Source organism: Paraburkholderia steynii, assembly GCF_900100565.1.
Classification (GTDB): domain Bacteria; phylum Pseudomonadota; class Gammaproteobacteria; order Burkholderiales; family Burkholderiaceae; genus Paraburkholderia; species Paraburkholderia terrae.
The window spans coordinates 48,778-68,233 of sequence record NZ_FNDI01000004.1; the positions used below are offsets into that span (position 1 = coordinate 48,778).

Annotated in this window: 18 protein-coding genes and 1 pseudogene; 15 read left to right on the forward strand and 4 right to left on the reverse strand. The window is 59.4% G+C overall.

All coding sequences use genetic code 11. From position 1 onward, the window contains the following. Window positions 1-162: 162 nt before the first annotated feature. The 9 genes and pseudogenes from BLT65_RS47610 to BLT65_RS09035 form a co-directional block, all read left to right on the forward strand. Window positions 163-246 (forward strand): annotated as a pseudogene (locus BLT65_RS47610) (IS6 family transposase); the annotation flags it as partial. A 100-nt stretch (window positions 247-346) separates the two neighbouring features. After that, window positions 347-709 carry a translation initiation factor Sui1 gene (locus BLT65_RS08995; protein WP_091777079.1) on the forward strand — a complete coding sequence of 121 codons (363 nt, stop codon included), beginning with the start codon at window positions 347-349 and terminating at the stop codon, window positions 707-709. Between the two features lie 207 nt (window positions 710-916). After that, window positions 917-2,248 carry a leucine-rich repeat-containing protein kinase family protein gene (locus tag BLT65_RS09000; RefSeq protein ID WP_167306469.1) on the forward strand — a complete coding sequence of 444 codons (1,332 nt, stop codon included), beginning with the start codon at window positions 917-919 and terminating at the stop codon, window positions 2,246-2,248. A 501-nt stretch (window positions 2,249-2,749) separates the two neighbouring features. Next, a complete protein-coding gene (locus BLT65_RS09005) occupies window positions 2,750-3,877 on the forward strand; it encodes a sugar ABC transporter substrate-binding protein (protein WP_042304642.1) in 1,128 nt (375 codons plus the stop codon). A gap of 36 nt (window positions 3,878-3,913) precedes the next feature. Continuing rightward, a complete protein-coding gene (locus BLT65_RS09010) occupies window positions 3,914-5,500 on the forward strand; it encodes a sugar ABC transporter ATP-binding protein (protein ID WP_091777081.1) in 1,587 nt (528 codons plus the stop codon). Next, window positions 5,497-6,477 carry an ABC transporter permease gene (locus BLT65_RS09015; RefSeq protein ID WP_042304640.1) on the forward strand — a complete coding sequence of 327 codons (981 nt, stop codon included), beginning with the start codon at window positions 5,497-5,499 and terminating at the stop codon, window positions 6,475-6,477. The genes BLT65_RS09010 and BLT65_RS09015 overlap by 4 nt, the downstream gene beginning before the upstream one ends. Then, window positions 6,474-7,460, forward strand: a complete 987-nt coding sequence (locus tag BLT65_RS09020; protein ID WP_091777083.1) for an ABC transporter permease — start codon at window positions 6,474-6,476, stop codon at window positions 7,458-7,460. Before BLT65_RS09015 ends, BLT65_RS09020 begins: the two co-directional genes overlap by 4 nt. A gap of 442 nt (window positions 7,461-7,902) precedes the next feature. Beyond that, window positions 7,903-9,483 (forward strand): isocitrate lyase, encoded by a 1,581-nt coding sequence (locus BLT65_RS09025; protein ID WP_091777085.1) that lies wholly within the window; start codon window positions 7,903-7,905, stop codon window positions 9,481-9,483. Window positions 9,484-9,888: 405 nt separating this feature from the next. Beyond that, the gene (locus tag BLT65_RS09035; RefSeq protein WP_091777089.1) at window positions 9,889-10,170 is read left to right on the forward strand and encodes a hypothetical protein; all 282 of its coding nucleotides are present in this window, start codon (window positions 9,889-9,891) and stop codon (window positions 10,168-10,170) included. Between the two features lie 125 nt (window positions 10,171-10,295). Here BLT65_RS09035 and BLT65_RS09040 read toward each other — a convergent pair whose 3' ends face one another. Beyond that, on the reverse strand, window positions 10,296-10,985 hold the full coding sequence (locus BLT65_RS09040) for a hypothetical protein (protein WP_091777091.1): 690 nt from the start codon (window positions 10,983-10,985) through the stop codon (window positions 10,296-10,298). Between the two features lie 1,547 nt (window positions 10,986-12,532). Between BLT65_RS09040 and BLT65_RS09045 the strand changes: the two genes are divergently transcribed. Continuing rightward, window positions 12,533-12,943, forward strand: coding sequence for a hypothetical protein (locus BLT65_RS09045; protein WP_091777093.1), 411 nt, complete (start codon window positions 12,533-12,535; stop codon window positions 12,941-12,943). A gap of 1,375 nt (window positions 12,944-14,318) precedes the next feature. Here BLT65_RS09045 and BLT65_RS09050 read toward each other — a convergent pair. Beyond that, a complete protein-coding gene (locus tag BLT65_RS09050) occupies window positions 14,319-14,675 on the reverse strand; it encodes a SpoIIAA family protein (protein WP_042304632.1) in 357 nt (118 codons plus the stop codon). 607 nt (window positions 14,676-15,282) lie between these two features. Between BLT65_RS09050 and BLT65_RS09055 the strand changes: the two genes are divergently transcribed. Beyond that, a complete protein-coding gene (locus BLT65_RS09055; protein WP_042304631.1) occupies window positions 15,283-15,471 on the forward strand; it encodes a hypothetical protein in 189 nt (62 codons plus the stop codon). A gap of 212 nt (window positions 15,472-15,683) precedes the next feature. Here BLT65_RS09055 and BLT65_RS09060 read toward each other — a convergent pair whose 3' ends face one another. After that, window positions 15,684-16,220, reverse strand: a complete 537-nt coding sequence (locus BLT65_RS09060; RefSeq protein ID WP_244186466.1) for a hypothetical protein — start codon at window positions 16,218-16,220, stop codon at window positions 15,684-15,686. Here BLT65_RS09060 and BLT65_RS47870 point away from each other — a divergent pair. From BLT65_RS47870 to BLT65_RS09070, 3 genes are all read left to right on the forward strand, one after another. Beyond that, window positions 16,198-16,455 carry a hypothetical protein gene (locus BLT65_RS47870; protein ID WP_229513696.1) on the forward strand — a complete coding sequence of 86 codons (258 nt, stop codon included), beginning with the start codon at window positions 16,198-16,200 and terminating at the stop codon, window positions 16,453-16,455. The genes BLT65_RS09060 and BLT65_RS47870 overlap by 23 nt on opposite strands. Window positions 16,456-16,610: 155 nt before the next feature. After that, complete coding sequence (locus tag BLT65_RS09065; RefSeq protein ID WP_091777097.1) at window positions 16,611-17,366, forward strand: hypothetical protein; 756 nt, start codon at window positions 16,611-16,613, stop codon at window positions 17,364-17,366. Between the two features lie 192 nt (window positions 17,367-17,558). Next, a complete protein-coding gene (locus BLT65_RS09070) occupies window positions 17,559-18,029 on the forward strand; it encodes a ribonuclease (RefSeq protein WP_042304628.1) in 471 nt (156 codons plus the stop codon). A gap of 270 nt (window positions 18,030-18,299) precedes the next feature. Here BLT65_RS09070 and BLT65_RS09075 read toward each other — a convergent pair whose 3' ends face one another. Then, on the reverse strand, window positions 18,300-18,566 hold the full coding sequence (locus BLT65_RS09075) for a hypothetical protein (protein WP_007580977.1): 267 nt from the start codon (window positions 18,564-18,566) through the stop codon (window positions 18,300-18,302). A gap of 474 nt (window positions 18,567-19,040) precedes the next feature. On the opposite strand from BLT65_RS09075, the gene BLT65_RS09080 reads away from it, so the two are divergent. Next, on the forward strand, window positions 19,041-19,442 hold the full coding sequence (locus BLT65_RS09080; RefSeq protein ID WP_091777099.1) for a hypothetical protein: 402 nt from the start codon (window positions 19,041-19,043) through the stop codon (window positions 19,440-19,442). Window positions 19,443-19,456: the final 14 nt, after the last annotated feature.

Below are 19,456 nucleotides of genomic sequence, written 5' to 3' on the forward strand. Positions count from 1 at the left end.
GGGGCATGGAGTGCGCGCTTAATATCAAGCGGAACATTATGCTTGGATAACGACGCCATACTCTTGGGATTGTGCAAGTAAGATATACGGCGTACTAAATAAAAATTTAGAGGATTTGTGTGGCTTGGGAGTTTCGTGGGTGATGGGTCTGGCGCTGATGTCGCCGCTTTACTGTTGCCGATGCTTGAAAAGGCGTTCCGCCGTCGCAAGCGTTCAGTTGGCAGGAGTTGGCGAATGGACGGGACTCAGCGCGATGAAATCGCGCGCTCCGGTCGCATTGTTTGGAACGCCCAGCGGGATGCACCCCTGCTAAACTTGTCCCGATTAGTCTTTGAGTAAGCCAATCATGAAGAGTGGTTCAAAAGGTGGCCTTGTCTATTCCACCGACGGCGGCCGGATGTGTCCCGAATGCAGACAGGTGCTCGCGGAATGTGTCTGCAAGGCGATTGCCAACACACAACCGGTAGGTGATGGCGTGGTACGCGTGACTCGCGTGACCAAGGGCCGAGGCGGGAAAAGCGTGACGATCGTTAAAGGACTGGCGCTCGATCCTCTTGCCTTGGCGTTGCTAGGCAAGCAGTTGCGCACGGCCTGCGGTTCTGGTGGAACGGTCAAGGATGGCGTGATTGAAGTGCAGGGTGACCATTGCGAGCGGATCATCGAAGCGCTCAGAAAGGACGGCCACAACGCGAAGCGGGCCGGGGGCTAGTTGCTTTAATGAGCGACGACGCGAAGAGTTTGATGGACCGCGTGCGACCACAACCGGTCACTTGCTGGCGGAGCGCGGATGCTTGATCGTGCGGTTCGCCCGATAGAATAGAGGCCAGATAAAGAGCGGTCACCAACCGATGCCGCACCGGCCGCATTGCGCTCCGGCGCTTGCGACTTCCCTGCCATTCTCCGATTCAATCTACGTGTGAAGACTGCTACCCTCGAAGACTTGCGTGACGGGCAACTCGCCGGTGCGCGACAGATAAAGCTCGCCTGCGGGTTGACCGAAATGCCGCGCGAGATCTTCGACCTCGCCGACACTCTGGAGGTACTCGACCTGTCGGGCAATGCGCTCACGTCGCTGCCAGATGATTTGCCGAAGCTGCGCCACCTGCGCGTCCTGTTCGCCTCGAATAACCCGTTCACCGAATTGCCGCCCGTGCTCGGCGATTGCGAATCGCTGAGCATGGTCGGCTTCAAGGCGAATCGCATCCGGCACGTTTCGGGGCATGCGCTGCCGCGGCAATTGCGCTGGCTGATCCTGACCGATAACGATATCGAAACGCTGCCCACGGAAATCGGCGAGCGTCCGAATTTGCAGAAGCTGATGCTCGCCGGCAATCGGCTGCGGTCGCTGCCCGAGACCATGGCCGCTTGCAGCCGCCTCGAACTGCTGCGCATTTCGGCGAACCGGCTCGACGCCTTGCCCGACTGGCTGTTGCGCCTGCCGAGGCTCGCGTGGCTCGCCTACGCAGGCAATCCGCTGAACGCAGCGCGCGAGCAGGTGGCGCTGGCCGATGCGCCGGTGCCGGAAATCGACTGGCATACGCTCGCGCTTGGACAAACGCTCGGGGAGGGTGCATCCGGCGTGACGCATCGCGCGACGCGTCTCCTGAGCGATGGGCATCCCGTCGAGGCGGTCGCCGTCAAGTTGTTCAAGGGCGCAATAACGAGCGACGGTTTGCCGGAGCTCGAAATGGCCGCATGCCTGCAAGCCGGCCAGCACCCGAATCTCATCCCGGTGCTCGGCAAGATCACGGGGCATCCGCTCGGCGAGCACGGCCTCGTGATGAAGTTGATCCATCCGGCGTTCGGCAATCTCGCCGGGCCTCCGAGCCTCGCCTCCTGTACACGGGACGTCTATGCGGACGACCTACGGTTCGACAAGCCGGTTGCGTTGCATATCGCGGGCGGGATCGCTTCGGCGGCGCAGCATCTGCATCGACGCGGGATCATGCATGGCGATCTCTACGCGCACAACATCCTGCACGACGGCGCGGGGCACGTATTGCTCGGGGACTTCGGCGCGGCATCGTGCCACGATATCGATGATCGCGCACGGGCACTGGCGCTCGAGCGGATTGAGGTGCGCGCGTTCGGCTGCCTGCTCGAAGAACTCGCGCAACGTTTGGCTGGAGAGGCCGATGACCTCGCCGCTGGGTTCGATGGGCTGATCGAAGACTGTTTCCGCGAGCGTGTCGAGATGCGGCCATCCTTCGATGAGATTGTCGAGCGGCTGTCTTCGTTGAGCGTTTGAGCGGAGCAGGCGGCACTGCGACCGTCGGATAACGGGTCCATCCGCCCGTAAGGGAATTCAGCGTGCGAGTCCGTCGCTGGGTCGGTTGACGTGTGCGAAAGATCGCCCATCTGCGGCTCTCGAAATGGTCGAAGCCACCGGCCGACCGCTGATCTTCGTCAAAATGGCACCCCCATCCCCGTGCAACGCCGCCTCCGTTCACGGCAGCCCAGTCCTTATCCACCAAGGGTTTCAGCCCGGTAGCCCGGTGCGTTGGACGCACTGGTAAACCACTATCGCGCGTGGATTGGTATGCCAGTACTGTCAGACGGGAACGCGTATACGCATGCCCTTCTTTTCGCTTCGAGGAGGCGCCGTTGAAAAGCTCCTTCTGCAAGTCCGATCCAGTCCCGCTATAGCAACTCCGCAAGGTTCCGTGCTTCACGCACACCGTGCCGGCAGTCCACGACCAGCCATGTGCGCAGGCAATCGGTACGTCCAATCGAACAAAAAGGAGGCAACATGCTTTCAGGAATCCACGTGCTTCGAGCGGCGGCGAGCGCCGCATTGGCGCTCTGCGCAAGCGGGGCTTTCGCGCAGGCTTCGATCGTTTCAGGGCCGTCCGGCGATCCCGCCTGCATGGTCCCCTGGAAGAGCGACACGAAGTTCATCAAATATCCGAAGAAGAACGCGCCTTACCGGATCGCACTCGTGAACGGCTATATCGCGAACACCTGGCGTATCCAGATGATCAGGACGGCCAAGGCCTACACCGCGCAACCGGCCGTTGCCGCCAAGCTCAAGGAATTCAAGGTCGTCTCGACCGGAGAGGACGTTCCGGCGCAGATCTCGGCCGTCAACAACTTCATCGATGCCGGCTATGACGCCGTCATCGTGAACGCGCAGAACCCCTCCTCATTCGGCCCGGCGATCCGCCGCGCAAAGAACGCCGGTGTGGTGCTGGTCGCTTTCGACAACACGCTCGACAGCGAAGACGCGATCAACGTCAACGTCGACCAGTATGGGCTCGGTGCGCTGTGGGCCAAATGGCTCGCGGGCCACCTGCCGAACGGAGGCAAGGTGCTCGAAGTTCGCGGGGTGGCGGGCACGTCGGTCGACACGGACCGGCACAATGGTTTCACGAAAACGCTGGACGGCACCGGCAAGAAGTGGAACGTCGTCCAGGTCTACGGCAAGTGGGACGACGGGGTCGCGCAAAAGGTCGCCGCCGACGCGATTGCCGTGCAGGGTCATTTCGATGGCATATCGGCGCAAGGCGGCGACACGGGCGTCGTGCGCGCGATGATCGATGCGAAACACCCGTTCGTGCCTTTCGGCGGCGAGACGGAGAACGGCTTTCGCAAGTTCTGCGCACAGTATGGGAGCCAGGGCCTGAAGTGTACGTCGGCGGGCACCGGGCCCGCGCAGGTGGCCGTGGCGATCAAGACGGCACTCGCTGCGCTGGATGGCCAGACAATTCCCGTGGCGATCAAGCTGCCGCTCGACGTCACCGACGATTCGATGCTGAAGTCGGGCGTCAACTATTTTCCGAACGACTCCGACAACTTTTTCGTCGGCAACTCGTTTCCGACATGCGGCATCAATTTCTCTGCGCAGGAAATCATGAAGCAGAACCAGGGCAACCAGTGACCGGATGATCGCCCGCGCTCTGACCGGAGACGAAGCATGCCGCAGGATGCAGAGCAGCCGTTCTTTCAGATGTCTGGCGTGTCGAAAAGCTACGGCGGCGCCGTCGCGCTGGATCACGCCGAGCTCTCGGTGCGCAGAGGCCGCATTCACGCGATCCTCGGCGAGAACGGCGCGGGCAAGTCCACGTTGCTGAAGGTGATGTCCGGCGTCGTGCAGCCGGACGAGGGCACGATGCATTTCGATGGCCGGGAGGTCATGTTCGCGTCGCCTGCCGAGGCGAACGCGGCCGGTATCGTCTGCGTGTATCAGGAGCTGTCGCTGATCCCCGACTTGAGCGTGGCGGACAACATCTACGCTGCGAACCCGCCGCGACGTTTCGGGATGATCGACCGGCGGGCCCAACGCCGCCAGGCCGAGGAGGCGCTCGCGCGAGCGGGCGCCGCCGACATCAATCCGCTTGCGAAAGTCCGGGACCTGCCGCTGTCGCGCCAGCAGATGGTCGAGCTCGCGAAGGGGCTGGCGCACGCGCCGCGCATTCTGATCCTCGACGAAGCCACCTCGGCGCTGACCGCGGCCGACGTCGCGCGCGTGATCGAGGTGCTCAAGCGCCTGCGCAAAGAGGGGCTCGCGCTGCTGTTCATCTCGCACCGCATGCACGAGGTGAAGGCGCTCGCGGACGAATGCACGGTCTACCGGAACGGTCGCCATGTGATGAGCTTCGAAGCTGGCACGCGCTCCGACAATGAGGTTGTCGAAATGATGATCGGCCGGAAGTACCAGCATGCATTTCCTGCCAAACCCGCAGCCAGACCCGCTGCCAAACCGGCGGACCAGCCGGCGGACGCCCGCAGCACCGCGCCGGTTCTCGCCTGTCGTGATCTCGCATGGAGCGACACGCTGCGGGGCATAAGCTTCTCGTTGCAGCCCGGTGAAATCCTCGGACTGGGCGGCCTCGACGGACAAGGCCAGCGCGAACTGCTGCTCGCGCTGTTCGGCGTGTTGCGCGGCTGCGCGGGCAAGATCGAGATCAACGGCAAAGCCGTGTCGATTGGCAGCCCGACGGCGGCGCGCGCCAACGATATCGGTATGGCGCTGATACCCGAGGACCGCAAGACCGAAGGCTTGATGCTGCCGATGTCAGTACGCGAGAACCTGTCGTTTGCCGCACTCGATCGCATGTCCACCGCCGGCATAATCGATCGCGACCGCCAGCAGTCGCTCGTCGAGCAGATGATGGACATGCTTGCGATCAAGTCGTTCAGCGTCGACGCGCCTGTGGGCTCGCTGTCGGGCGGCAACCAGCAGAAGGTCGTCATCGCGAAGTGGCTGATCCGGCAGCCGAGGATTCTGCTGCTCAGCGACCCGACGCGCGGTATCGACGTCGGCACCAAGCAGGAGCTCTACCAGCTGCTCAGGCGCCTTGCCGACGAAGGCGCCGCGATCGTCTTCTATTCGACCGACTATGACGAGCTGATCGGCTGCTGCGACCGCGTGCTCGTACTGTACGAAGGCAGGATCAAGAAGGAACTCGTCGGCTCGGCGATCACCGAGCAGAACCTGATTGCCAGTGCGCTCGACCTGCCCGTCGGACAGATTTTGCCTTCCACGGGAGCGGCGCTATGAGCGGGCTGCGTTACTGGTATGCGGAGAATCGCGGAGCGGTGTTCGCGTTCGGCCTGTTCGTGCTGATGTTCGCGATCTATCTCGTCAACTATCCGTCGGCGTTGTCGGCCAACGTATTTCAGACGGCAGCGAACAAAGCGGTACTGCTCGCGCTCGTCTCGATGGGGCAGGCGCTCGTCGTGCTGACGGCCGGCATCGACCTGTCGATTGGCATGACGCTGGTGCTGACGAATTGCATCGGGTCGTGGATCGTCACGGGCGACTCGCTGCACAGCGCGCTCGGCGTCGCCGGCGTGCTCGGGGCGGGTGCGCTGTGTGGCGCGCTGAACGGCGTGATCATCATTTTCGGCCGGCTGCAGCCGATCGTGACGACGATTGCGACGGGCGCCGTCTACTACGGATTGGCGCTGCTGCTGCGCCCTGTGCCCGGCGGATCGATCAACGAGGGCCTCGCCGACGCACTGACGGGCAAGGTCGCCGGCGTTCTGCCAGCGAGCTTGCTGATCCTGCTCGCCACGATCGTGATCGTCTGGATTCCTTTCAAACGCTCGGCGATCGGGCGAGCGGCCTACGCGACCGGGTCGTCCGAACCGGCGGCTTTCCTGTCCGGCATGCCGATCCGCCGCGCGAAGTTCGTGAGTTATACGCTGGCCGGCCTGCTCGCGGCAGTCGGCGGCCTGTTTCTGACGTTCTTCACGGACACCGGCGACGCGAACCTCGGCAGCGCAAACTCGTACACGCTGTTTTCGATCGCCGCGGTAGTGATCGGCGGCGTGTCACTGCTCGGCGGCAAGGGCAGCGCGATCGGCGCGATCTTCGGCGCATTCGCGTTCCGTTCCATCGGCGATCTGCTGTTCGTGTTCAACGTTGATGCGCTGTGGCAGCCGCTATTTCAGGGCGTGATTCTTCTGCTTGCTGTCGCGATCGGCGCGTGCGGATTGTTCAGGGTGCGCAACCGTCTGGAGTGGTTTCAATGAGCCAGGCTTCCGCGACCGGCCGGACCACGTTCGTGTCGAGGCTCACCCGCAGAATCGACAAACCGATCGTTATCGCATTCGCGTGCATCGTCGCGCTGCTGCTCGTCGGCGGGATGTTTTCGCGCAACTTCACGTCGCCGGAATACATTCTGCTGCAACTGAAGGTCGGCGCATTCCTCGGCATCATTGCGACCGGCCTGATGATGGTGATCCTGCTCGGCCACATCGACCTGTCGCTGCCGTGGACGATCACCGTCGGCGCGATGATGGCGTGCGCGGTCGCGGGGCACGGCGATCTCGGGCGCATCCTCGCGATTCCGGTCGGGATCGGGTGCGGCGTGCTGATCGGCATCGTCAACGGCATCCTCGTCGCACTGTTGCGCATTCCGTCGATGATCGCGACGCTTGCGACCAATGCGGTCGCGCAGGGCATCATGATTGTCTATACGGGCGGATCGTCGCCGCAGGATTCGGCGCCCGAGGTGATGCGCTGGCTCGCGGCGGGCTGGCTCGTGCCGGGCGTGCCGAATGCCGTCGCGCTGTGGGTGGTGATCGGCGGCGCCACGATGTTCCTGCTGTCGCGCACGACCTTCGGCCGCACGCTTTACGCGATCGGCAACACCGAGCGCGCGGCGTATCTTTCTGGCATCGATACGCGGCTCATCACGGTGACCGCCTTCGCCGTGTGCAGCGCGTTCGCCGCGTTCGGCGGCGTGCTGCTCGCGGGCTATGCGTCGAAGGCCGCACAGTCGATGGGCGATGCTTACCTGTTGCCGGCGATCGCGGCGGTCGTGCTCGGCGGCACGTCGATTCTGGGTGGACGGGGTTCATACCTGGGCACGGTGGCCGGCGCGATCCTCATCACACTGCTGCAATCGATCCTCTCGGTCGCGCAGATGCCGGAGGCGGGGCGTCAGATCATCTACGGCGTGGTGATCGCGGCGATGCTGCTGCTGTATGGGCGAAGCAAGCGGGAGGCGTAGGTCGAGCCGCTGGGACGCCAGGCGCGCTCAATCAACGGGTGCAGCCGGGACGTTCTTGTCCAACCGCTCACCAAACCGCGCGCGCGCTCTGCGTCACTGTTGCCTAGGGCCTGCAAGTTCTTTAGTCGCTTGTCGGCGGGGCTTCAGTAGTTCATTGGTCAAGACATCGGTGGCTGTCCTGTCTCCGACAGCCGAAAGCGCGTTTCACATTGCGGGATTTGCGCCGAGTTTCGGCGCCATCATCATTTTGCCGTTTGAAAACATGTTTTGCATCGCAAAAATTGCAACGTATCTCCTTGAAATATAATAACAAATTATGTCTTATGTCTTATATAAGACTACGCCGAAGTGGCGTTACTATTTAGTCATGCAGTTCGCTTCGAAAGACGTAGCGACACGCTGAACGATCTAGACAAACGCGCTTTGCTCTTAGGAGATACACATGGCCCAATATCAAGACGACATCAAGGCAGTTGCCGGTTTGAAAGAGAACAACGGCAGCGCCTGGAATGCCATCAACCCCGAGTACGCCGCACGCATGCGTGCTCAGAACAAATTCAAGACGGGCCTGGACATCGCGAAGTACACGGCCGGGATCATGCGCGCCGACATGGCCGCGTACGATGCTGACCCGTCGAAGTACACCCAGTCGCTGGGCTGCTGGCATGGCTTTATCGGCCAGCAGAAGATGATCTCCATCAAGAAACACTTCAATAGCACCGAGCGCCGCTACCTTTACCTGTCCGGCTGGATGGTGGCCGCGCTGCGCTCTGAGTTCGGCCCGCTGCCGGACCAGTCGATGCATGAAAAAACCTCGGTCAGCGCACTGATCCGCGAGCTGTACACGTTCCTGCGCCAGGCCGACGCGCGTGAACTTGGCGGCTTGTTCCGCCAGCTGGATGCCGCCGAAGGCGCCGCCAAGGCCGCGATCCAGGAAAAAATCGACAACCACGTCACCCATGTCGTGCCCATCATCGCCGACATCGACGCGGGCTTCGGCAACGCGGAAGCAACCTATCTGCTGGCCAAGCAGTTCATCGAAGCGGGCGCATGCTGCATTCAGATCGAAAACCAGGTGTCCGACGAGAAGCAGTGCGGCCACCAGGATGGCAAAGTCACCGTGCCGCACGAGGACTTCCTCGCCAAGATCCGTGCAATCCGCTACGCCTTCCTGGAGCTGGGCGTGGACGACGGCATCATCGTGGCCCGTACCGACTCGCTGGGCGCTGGCCTGACCAAGCAGATCGCCGTGACCAGCACGCCGGGCGACCTGGGCGACCAATACAATTCCTTCCTCGATTGCGAAGAGTTGTCGGCCGACGAACTGGGCAATGGCGACGTCATCATCAAGCGTGACGGCAAGCTGCTGCGTCCGAAGCGCCTGCCTAGCAACCTGTTCCAGTTCCGCGCCGGCACGGGCGAAGCACGCTGCGTACTGGATTGCGTCACCGCGCTGCAAAACGGCGCCGACCTGCTGTGGATCGAAACCGAAAAGCCGCACATCGCCCAGATCGGCGGCATGGTTAGCGAGATTCGCAAGGTCATCCCGAACGCCAAGCTGGTGTACAACAACAGCCCGTCGTTCAACTGGACGCTCAATTTCCGCCAGCAGGCGTATGACTCGATGAAGGCCGCGGGCAAGGATGTGTCGGCATACGATCGCGCCCAGTTGATGAGCGTGGAATACGACCAGACCGAATTGGCGAAGCTTGCCGACGAAAAGATCCGGACTTTCCAGGCTGACGCGTCACGCGAAGCAGGTATCTTCCACCACCTCATTACGCTGCCGACTTACCACACCGCCGCGCTGTCAACCGACAACCTGGCCAAGGAATACTTCGGCGACCAGGGCATGTTGGGTTATGTGGCTGGCGTGCAGCGTAAGGAAATCCGCCAGGGCATCGCCTGCGTCAAGCATCAGAACATGTCCGGCTCGGACATCGGCGACGACCACAAGGAGTATTTCAGCGGCGACGCGGCCCTGAAAGCGGCGGGTAAGGACAACACCATGAACCAGTTCTGATAGCAGTCGTGCTCCGAGAAAACGCCAACCTCTACAGGTTGGCGTTTTTCCATCCGGCGAGATCACTCGCAGTGTTCGGGCCACAGCCTGAACGGTCATTTCATTTTTTGCGCGCCAATTCCGATTAAAAAGTCGGACGCCCGCATGTCGTCTAATTCACACCTCAAGTTTTGTCCTGCGGCGCCGTTAGCGCAGACATGGACAAAGAGACCGCTCAACAGATTACAAGGGCCGCGCATCATGCTGCGCAGGCCATCGTGCGTGCTCGCGTCGATCTTAGTGTCCCCCGTCAAGACCAACTCTACAACCGCATCTACCTTGGTCTGCTCGAAGACTCTGCAGGGCGAGGAAACCTCGCCGAGTTGCTGGCCGCTCTCGCTCGTCCGTAATATCCACCCACGAAATATGAAACGTTTTGCTGGCGTTATCGTTCTGGCTCTGTTGACAGCCTGCACATCGATCTCCGACGTGACGCCGGCCGGCGACGGACACTACACCGTGACAACGCAGGTGCGAGGCGGGATGACCCCGTGGGGTGAGGTGAAAGCATCAAGCCTGAAACGAGCGGACGAATACTGCAAAGAGCGGGGCAAGCAGATGCACCAGGTTGATATGCAAACGCATGGTGTCCGCGGATGGACGCCGCAGGAAGCTGAGCTGACGTTCGCCTGCGTGGCAGGATCCTAACTTGCGGGTGTATCCCGCGGCGCTGCAAGCAGATGGTCCAGCCATTGCTGCGGCATCGCTTTCCGCGGTCCGAACGACGCTCAGCACCTGCGGTCAATAAATACCATCGCTTGAACACTTCAAGTTTAGACGCTCGCAGCGATTCCATTGGTGCGTGCGACTATCGGGTCCACGTCCAATTTTTGTTCAAATGCGAACCGCGTTGGTTCTTGAAGTGACGCTTTGCGCCTTGCTTCCGCATTTGCGATGAAGTCAGACAGTTCGCGTTCGATAGCAGAGTCCCTGGCACCGGGTTTCCACGTTGCGGTACCGAACCGGCGGCGCGTAGCACGGGCTAGCACTAACGCAGACATCGCGGCCTTCGCGCATTCGAATTCAACCTGCCAGCAGAATTCTGCTGGTTCACCAAACTCGCGGAAAGCTTCCAGATGTTCGCGGGCTGCATGCACCATTGCAGGATACTCTCGCAGCTCAGAAATGGCCTTTTGGCTGAGAACCTGCCAATCAAGCTTGTCTGGGAAAACAAAAGACGGGATGGTTACATCCTTGCAGACTTCGTGGCGAGCATGATCTGATGACGCCGTTAGTGCCCACACGGCTTTGTGCATCATCGTGCGGCAGGCGCGAGCATGTCCTTCCAGCGACAACGCGAGTTCCAACGCCGTGTCACGTCGCTGACGCTTACGACGACGCGCGTTTGATGCAGTGATCCACGCGAGCGTAATCACTGAGCCTACGGACGCCGATGTCAGCGCCACAGTTATTGGGGTGTCCCAGCTAAGTCGCTGAACATATTCAAGCCATTCGTGCCGCATTCCATGCGCCTCGAATAAAAGAGGTCTGCAGAGTATAAGCAATCGTTTGCGGCCGTACCTGAGCAAAAAATTCGGAGTGTGTTATCGCCGCAACGGTCGACTACGGAATCTCGTGCCTGAGGAGCCACCAGCGATCAACGTCGCGGTCCGAATTTCGGCAATCGGCCAAAAAGCAGCCGATCGACATTCGTCTAAGAATCGTCGACAATTTCTCGTCGATATTCGCAACTTGTTCAGGTACATGACGCGTCCGATTCGCCAACCCGACTTGCTAGTGACGTTTGCGCTGACTGCATTTTCATCGGAATGCACATCGAAGCTGGTTCGGTCGGGTTACCGTCCTACCTGCAATGTAAGGGCCGACTGTTGGTCGTCGGCTCACCACGAATTCTTTGGGGAAGGTATGGTTGCAACGGGAGAGCGGTGTTTGGCTGAGGTCTCGCTGCTTACGCCGGAGGCGTATCCCCATTCGCTATGGATTGGACGGTTATTAGACGTCGGCGAGGATCCGGTGATCGTTGGCCAAGCCGAGATCGTTCAGATTTTCAATCCACTCCTCGAGACGACTGAGAACCCGCCACATTGATCCACTGAGGCAACAACAAGGCGGATGGTGACGGGGGCGGCGCGAGGCGGTGTGCGGCCAGTTTTTGCCGTTCGGCAACCTTATCTGCATCGTCCAATCCACGTCACTACAAGCGTAACGCAGCAGACCATGCGCAATACTCGCGGAATCCTCATGACTACGGCGGTACTATGTACGGTTGTAATTGCCGGGTGTGGGCATACGGTACGAGAGTCCTTCTATCGGGTAACGGTTCTTGATCGGCCTGATACTCTACGCGATTACACATCATGGCCAAGACACGCTCGCTTTAGTCCCGCGCAAGGTGTGTTACTGGAGTTCTGGGTACAGGGACGACCTGGCGGGTTGCCTCTTGTCTATTCGTCGATGAGGCTTGAAAGTGGTACGACATTCAGATGGACATCGAGCAGTTTGGCGTGGCTTGACAATGAAGGAGCCACGATATCGACGGGCGAAATCGCGTCGATGAGATTCACCAACTATTGCAAACCACCGCCGGGACGCGTGTGCTCAATTACTGACACATCTCTTTCGGACGGCCCAGTCGTCACTCATGAATATTCATGGGGAAAGGGCACAATGTCTGTCTATAACGTTGTGCCTACAAGCTCGCTTCGTGGAGCGGAGTTAAGGAAGGTCACCACGACTTGGCTGCCGGGCTACAGCCGGTGGCTGGAAGTAACGTCTGAAATGACCATTGGCGCAACACCGTCTGGTCCGCGGACCCGATATCGTTTGAGGTTGCCGGACGCACAGATCAACGAACGGACGGTATCCATGCCGATTATCGAGATGCAATGGGTGTCGGAGGATGTCTTCGAGCCGGATACGCCAATCAACGATTAATTCATCGAAAAGGTAACCAAGGCGTGTGAACACCGAACGGCCGTTTGCGGGCCCGGCGGCGGGTGAGCGTCAATCGGCGCGTTTCACTGGTCTTCCTCCAGGTTGGAGATCACGAGTGTCTGTGCATAACGTTGTGCTGCTTCCATTCACGGCATTGAATCGCGGTCAGTTGGGTGCTGCAGCGGTGTTGTTCTTCTTCTACGCGATCATGCTCGCCTGTATCGCCAAGGCATTGTTTGAGATTGCCAATTTCGCTGGGGTGAAGACGCAGACCGGAATGGCCCAGGTCATAGCAAAGCGAATTGTGCCCGCCCATTGGGAGTGGCAAACACGTGGACGCTATTTGACGCGTGCCTACGTGGAGGAATTCGAGATACTGGACTTGGTTATCAACGGCCGAAAGCTAACGTATCGACCGATTCCGTGGATTATGGAGCGAACAGTAGCAAACACAATGGAGCCAGTTCAATTCAAGGCCGCTCGATTTAGTAGCGAAGTCCGGGTCAAAAAGTTCAAGTACCTTTAGTCGGGACGTCCACTGAAGATGACTGCGGGCGCATACCGGTCTATGTCGAGGATTGATGCGCCTTCGAATGACCGCTCTTGAGAACAACGAGTGACCGCTTCGGGTCGCGTACTGTCGATCCCCGGCTCGCACGGTTCGCGCTGCTCATGCCGATTGCATGAGGCAGTGCGCGGCCACTACCGGTCATTCGACACGGCCACGAGAATCGTCAACAATACGGGCGGGAATGAAGCGGATGAATGGGTTTAGGTCGAGGTGACCTCATCGACACAGCACGACGCCGTACCGCGTCTACTCCAGTCCGTGCATGTCCCCGGTGTAAAGACCGGGAACGGCTTCAAAATATATGGCTACGTTGTTAAAGGAGCGCAGGTCGGCGCAGGTCGACTACCTGTAGCCGGACGACCGCGAGGACGAATTGCGGCCAGTTTCGGTGAGTCGACGGCACGGTCAGGATCGTCGACAATGATTCCCGAATATAAAAATGCCCCGACTGGGATGTCGAATGCCATTTGACCAGAGAACTACATTCCGTAGACCTACATCAGGCCCCTATCGCCGCGGGAATTTACAGAGTCGTTTGTGTAGTACGCTTGCGACGATAGGTCGATGGCTTATCGTCGCAGTAGGCGTGGTCTTTTTGTTGCTAAGTGCAACTGAGGGGCTTGGCGCGAGTCCGCCGCTTTCGAGGAGGGGATGGTATATGTTACTTGTGCTGCTTGTCCTAATTTTCGTGGCTGTTGTAGCGATGCGATGGGCGCGTTGAGAACGAATCCGGACTAGGCTCGCAACCGCATGCATGATGTACGTTGCACGACGCAGTGCTGCAACGACCAAATCGGCCGGTCAAGGGCACCGCCGAGATCGTCGACAATCAGACAAAACTGTTCTATTCCGCCTATGTACTGCCCTTACTGCTCTGTACAACTGATTGAATTCCGTGGACGCGAACTTCAGTGCCCGCTTACGGGATCATTATTTAGCATTTCCGTTCGGTATCAATTCGAGCAGCTTGCATTCAGCGCCGCGCCTCTGCCCTCGGGGAAAATGCCGTTCAAGCTTGGAAAATGGTTTTGCCCCTGTTGTGGCAAGCAAACTGACGATGGACTTTGCGCAACGTGCGGCCGGGCGATTACAGGTCGGCTTGCGCGCGAGTTATTGGAACTAAATCCGCACCGACGAGGATGAAGCGATATTGACGATGAACCCGCGCTGCCTAATCGATTTTATTATGGTGGCAGCGGGCTTTCGTGTTGCCTTGATTCGCGACATCGAACGACCGCTTTGCACAGACTCGAGAGATCGCAATGGGTCGGTTCGAGTAGCACGGGCTCTGACGGCCAGCCGGTCTACCACGAGATTCGCCAGGCGGCACTCAGGTGTTGATCCAGATGCGCGCCTGCTCTAACTCGCTGACGTGGAACGCCTTGACTTCGGCCTTCGTAAAGAATCGCGCCAGATGCATCGAGGCGCGGATCCAACCCGCATCGGCCACCACGGCGGCGCGCGTGACCTTGCGGGCCAGGGAAACGCCGAGCGTTATATCGGTCCACAGCGCCCTCGGCTCGATACCGGCGAAACGCTCGATGCGTTCGAGCACGCGGGTCTTGCCGTTCAGTTCGAGATCGCCACGCATACGCTCAATGGCTTCGCGCAGATCGTGGTCGGTGATCTTACCTTCGACGGAAATCTCGATGACCGGGGAATCGGGCTCGGTGTGATACAGGATCATGGCAAGGCCACCTTTCCAGGGAGGCGTTACACGCTCAGGCGCAAATGAGCCTGACGTTCGATAACGCCCTAATGCTACCCCTTTTCATACGGCTCGGTTAGCTGGTAGAACGCCGTTCGGAGTACCCGAACCGCCCCGACGTGGCCAGGGATGTCAATAGATCGTCCAGATTGGACACCCGGCCTGCGCCCTCCAAGGATACGATTCACTCAAATGTTCTCCGGGCCACGCGTGCCGCCCTGCAGCGTGCCGGTTGCATGTGGCGGACCTCGATGTCGTCGAGTCGAACCAAGCATTCGCCGCGCAGGTAGGCGCTGTGATGCAACTGCTCGAGCTGGAATCCGGCCAGTGAATCCGAATGGCTCGGGGCATTTCGCTCGGTCATCCGATCGAACGGGTGCGGTGATCACCGTCAAGGCGCTATACGAGCTCCAGCCTGTCAACGACCGGTACATGGATGGTGCCGAAGATTGACGACTGTGCTCCGACAGAAGGCATAGCGAACGATATGCGGACTGATGCAGTTCGCCTTGAATAGTTCGTCTCCTCTCGGCTAGAGCGGCAGACACAAGATGCATACCATCAACTACATTGAAACACGTTAATCATGAAACACGAAACAGAGGAAAAACACGCTGCCCGGCAGAGTAACGGCCAGTGCAATCGCACGCAAAATCAGCGCATTGACGAATCCGGCAAGATGAGTCTCGATCCCGAGCGAAAGTGGGCGTGGACGACGTCAAGCAGTCGATATGACTGGATGGATTCGCATGCGCCGTTCGCGTATCTCGACTAGATTTCGACGACCGAAATGCGCTGCGGAGCGGCCATTGACGTTCTAGGTTCCGAACGGCCGTTGAGGCTGCTGTCCTCCGGAAGGCATGCGTGAATGAAATCTGCGCCGGAGGGACGTGGCGAGTGGCTTCGATTGCCGCGTCCGGATGCATACAGCGTCGGCCTGTTTCAGGGTGCAGGCAGGTCTTTCGAGTATGAGGCGTTGATCAGGTATTACGCCCGCACGTCAATCAGCACGCCAAGCGGTCGCCACTGGACTCCCTTCGTCTCGTCTGATAATCCGTCGAGTACCGCAGCCAGCGAGACTTTCGCGTTTGCATTCTGCGCGAGCGTCACGACATGATCCTTTAACGCCTGATTCAATTGACCAATTGCAGCTGTCATCGGATCGCCCGACTGTGTGTCAGCGCTAGAGATGGTTGCGGAATCGTCGATATCGAAATCCCATTCATCCGTATCGGCATCGCCGTCGCTTGCCACTGAACCGGACATCTTCGCCAGACCGGCAATCTGGGCGCCGAGATCGCGATAGCCATTTACGGCCGAGTTAGACGGCTGAATATCTGTCACGACGGAAAGCGCGTCCTTCGTCTCTTTGCCCGATATGCTCTGGCCATTGGCCAGGGCAATTGACTGCTGCAGTTCGAGTGCCTGATAGAGCGCCGCGATCAGGGATGCGCTCGACGCACTCACGCGCCTGGGTAACGACAAGGCGTCGGAGTTGTCGTTGACGCTGTCGCTGATGGTCAAGCCCGTTGATGCATCGATGCCGAGCCGCGTCAACGTACGCTTGAGTGCTGCCATCAGTGCATCGTTACTGCGGTCGGACGTGCTGGCCGTCGACGATGCATCCTTTGATGGAGGAGGCTCGGGCGGTGGCGGTGTGGTGACTGACGTGTTCGTGTTGATCGGATCAGGCGACATGGGGCTGATGCTTCCTTTGTTCAGCGCTTGGAGGGACGGTCGAAAATCGAATGCACGGTAGCGACGTACAATCGGGTTATCGGGACCCTCGCGTGAGACTTGATGTTTTGTAATTGCGCGAAAGGAAGGCAGCGGTGTTTGTAATTCAGTGAAACGGCCGCGAATGGCCGATACCGGTCCGCGGGCATAACTATCGGCGACAACTGAAAATAACCGATGAAACGCAAACGAAATATCTCTCGCACTATCCTATGCGTGATTTTGTTCACCGCTTCGTCGGCCCATGCCGGGTGGTATGAGATCAGGAACTATGCCGGGACGATTGGTAGCCTCCCTGTTCATGTGTCGTTACAGACCTACGATGACATCAACCGAAATACCTCTGGTCAGTGGCGCGTCGATGGCAGTTACTACTACGATGCCCATCGTGTTCCCATTCCATTGCAAGGCAAACGCCAACCCAATGGCGAGATGCAGTTATGCGAAGCAGTAGAGCCTGTTTCGTTTGGTGATTCGCCAACGGTGCCTGCCGCTTCGCCGACGCACCCTGTTCCTTGCCCTATCACGTTAAAAATCAGCGATACGAAGGCATCGGGGGAGTGGCGGGATGGCAGAAAAGTCCTGCCGATCGCGCTGCATCAAGTCGGCAGTCTCAACGATACTGGCCTCGAAACACCCCGAGTGGTCGGTGTTGTCGAAATACCGATGTGGCATCACACGAAGAACCATCTGTTGCTGGGTGTGTACCAGTCTTCGATGGATTGTTCGTTGTCGATGGTCCGCCTGCGCCTTGTCAATATCAAGAGTGGACAAATCGACAGGGATCTGAAATTCGATTGCGGCGCGGGCATCGTGGCGACCCCCATCTATGCCAACGTCTATCGTGCAGACAACCCCCGCAACGTGACTGTCATATTTCAAGGTGGGTATCACGGGATGGGGGACGACCGGGATGTTCCGGTTGAGCCATAGCTTCTCACACCTCAAAGCTTCACCGCGATCTGCTTGATTTGCCTGCTTCTCGAACGCCGTGAAGCGCGCATCAGCCTGGTTGCCGGGCAAAAACGCCTATTTCGGGCCGAACATTGATTCACTCTGCCATTAGCGATACCCTTGAATCGTTCGTGAACGTCGAATGCCAGTCAACCCGGAGACAACCATTTCGTGAAGCGAGCGTGGGCTTTCTCCTGCATCCTCGCCTTGAACGCGATCCTCGGCGGATGCGGCAAGAACGGATCGGAAAGTGGTACTCAGGAACAGGGCGCCTCCGCGAGTCAGGCGGCGAGTCAGCCTGGGCAGGCCGCGAGTGGCACAACGGCTGCATCGGGCGCGCAGGCGCCGAGCGGGCCGGCCGCCGTCACCAAGGCGCAGTTGCCGGCGGAAGCAGCCGAAACACTGCGCCTGATCAAAGCGGGCGGCCCTTTCCCTTTTGGCGAGGACGGTGTCTTATTCCGCAACAGCGCGGCATTGCTGCCGCAGCATCCGCGCGGCTATTACCACGCATATACAGTTCGCACGCCTGGTGCAACGGATCGCGGACTACGCCGCATCGTATGTGGTGGACCGCGCAAGCAAACCAGCGACTGCTACTACACCGAGGATTACTACGCCAGTTTCAAACGCATAGCAGAATAATTTGCGCCGATTAAAAATGCCCCGGGCCTCCTGTCGAGGAGACGCTGGGGCATTGTGTTTTCAGAGACCGTGCCGCGATGGCATGACGGGTGAAAGGGGTAGCGGAGACGCGACCCGTCACAGACCAGCGTGCGAATTTCCCGCGCATCTTCCGTACACGCCGGTATGCGCGCCTTTGCTGGACTGCACCGATTTCCGCCTGACGAACCTCGTCATCGACGAGGCCTCTGCCGAGGCCGTCGAGTCCATCGCACCTGTCACTGCCGGGATCTAGTGCCCGTGCGCCTTCCGCAATTCGCCGGCTGTACCCAGTCGACGACTGGTGGAGCCGACGTGAAAGCCTGCGGCGACGACAAAGAGGATTCCAGCCACAGGCCAGACATAGATGGCAGAGGCGACGCCGAGCCAACATGCTTCGTGAGGCGGGTAGGCGTGGAGCGCCCAGAGAAAGAAGGCAACTGGCAACATCAGCAGGAACAGAGCCGACCGATTAAGAAAGGCTCCGACTGCTGCTTTCTTGTGTGTCTCAGATTGCATGCCTGTCTCCATGAGGAATGGCATGAGACATAGCGTCGCACAGCAGTCGGTTCGCGAATACTTGGTGAAATCCCTACCGTATGCCAATCCGGCAGGCTCCCTGCCAGCTAGCTACGCAAGAACACACCAACCGGTTCATGCGGAATGGTTCTGCGGGTTGGCGACGAAATCGCGGCTTCGTTTCAATTCATTTGCGTCGAAATGATACGGATACCGTATTAATTACCATGGCCGCTAGTAAGCAGTCCCGGTATCCGACTAACAAGGCGCAACACAGCATCTACAACACGATCTCGTGGGTAGGTCTGCTCTAACACAGCTGGGCGATGCCGGTCATGCGGCCTTCGAGTTACCGTCACACGTGAACAGGGCGTAGATCTGGTCGCGAGGTATGATTCCACCGTGGATACGCTGCTCTTTGGATCCTGATTCCCTCGGGCGCGCGTTCCGTGCATCCATGACGGGGAGCGCATCATGTCAAGTGAATGGAAACGCCGGATGCGCCTGTTTGTCCAGCGTTTCTGGCAGCCCACCAGCGCGTGCATGACCTGCATGCCGGGGAGTTGGGGCAACGTCTTGAGCCTTGTACACTGGACGATTGCACTCCAGACAGGGCTGCTCACCGGGGTCCTCGCGGTACTGTTGACTTTCACGCCAGCCGCGAAACTCTACTCGCATCGATATGGCAATGCGCTGATCGTCGGCTGTCTGACGGGCTTAGGCGACGCGTTCGCGCACGCGAGTCACTATCGGCTTCCTGTTGTCGAGCACGTTGCGACGGGCGTCGTCTCCGGTCTGCTCGCGCTGGCCGCCTCCTATCTCTTTGAAGACCGGGCGCGGCGAATTCGGGCGGCCTGGGTACGGGTTTTCGGATAGTTTCCGCTGACTGT

Bases quoted from the DNA above. Each gene is read 5' to 3' on its own strand.
- BLT65_RS08995 (WP_091777079.1), top strand. From the start codon at position 347: ATGAAGAGTGGTTCAAAAGGTGGCCTTGTCTATTCCACCGACGGCGGC.
- BLT65_RS09005 (WP_042304642.1), top strand. From the start codon at position 2,750: ATGCTTTCAGGAATCCACGTGCTTCGAGCGGCGGCGAGCGCCGCATTG.
- BLT65_RS09010 (WP_091777081.1), top strand. From the start codon at position 3,914: ATGCCGCAGGATGCAGAGCAGCCGTTCTTTCAGATGTCTGGCGTGTCG.
- BLT65_RS09015 (WP_042304640.1), top strand. From the start codon at position 5,497: ATGAGCGGGCTGCGTTACTGGTATGCGGAGAATCGCGGAGCGGTGTTC.
- BLT65_RS09020 (WP_091777083.1), top strand. From the start codon at position 6,474: ATGAGCCAGGCTTCCGCGACCGGCCGGACCACGTTCGTGTCGAGGCTC.
- BLT65_RS09025 (WP_091777085.1), top strand. From the start codon at position 7,903: ATGGCCCAATATCAAGACGACATCAAGGCAGTTGCCGGTTTGAAAGAG.
- BLT65_RS09035 (WP_091777089.1), top strand. From the start codon at position 9,889: ATGAAACGTTTTGCTGGCGTTATCGTTCTGGCTCTGTTGACAGCCTGC.
- BLT65_RS09040 (WP_091777091.1), bottom strand. From the start codon at position 10,985: ATGCGGCACGAATGGCTTGAATATGTTCAGCGACTTAGCTGGGACACC.
- BLT65_RS09050 (WP_042304632.1), bottom strand. From the start codon at position 14,675: ATGATCCTGTATCACACCGAGCCCGATTCCCCGGTCATCGAGATTTCC.
- BLT65_RS09055 (WP_042304631.1), top strand. From the start codon at position 15,283: ATGAAACACGAAACAGAGGAAAAACACGCTGCCCGGCAGAGTAACGGC.
- BLT65_RS09065 (WP_091777097.1), top strand. From the start codon at position 16,611: ATGAAACGCAAACGAAATATCTCTCGCACTATCCTATGCGTGATTTTG.
- BLT65_RS09075 (WP_007580977.1), bottom strand. From the start codon at position 18,566: ATGCAATCTGAGACACACAAGAAAGCAGCAGTCGGAGCCTTTCTTAAT.
- BLT65_RS09080 (WP_091777099.1), top strand. From the start codon at position 19,041: ATGTCAAGTGAATGGAAACGCCGGATGCGCCTGTTTGTCCAGCGTTTC.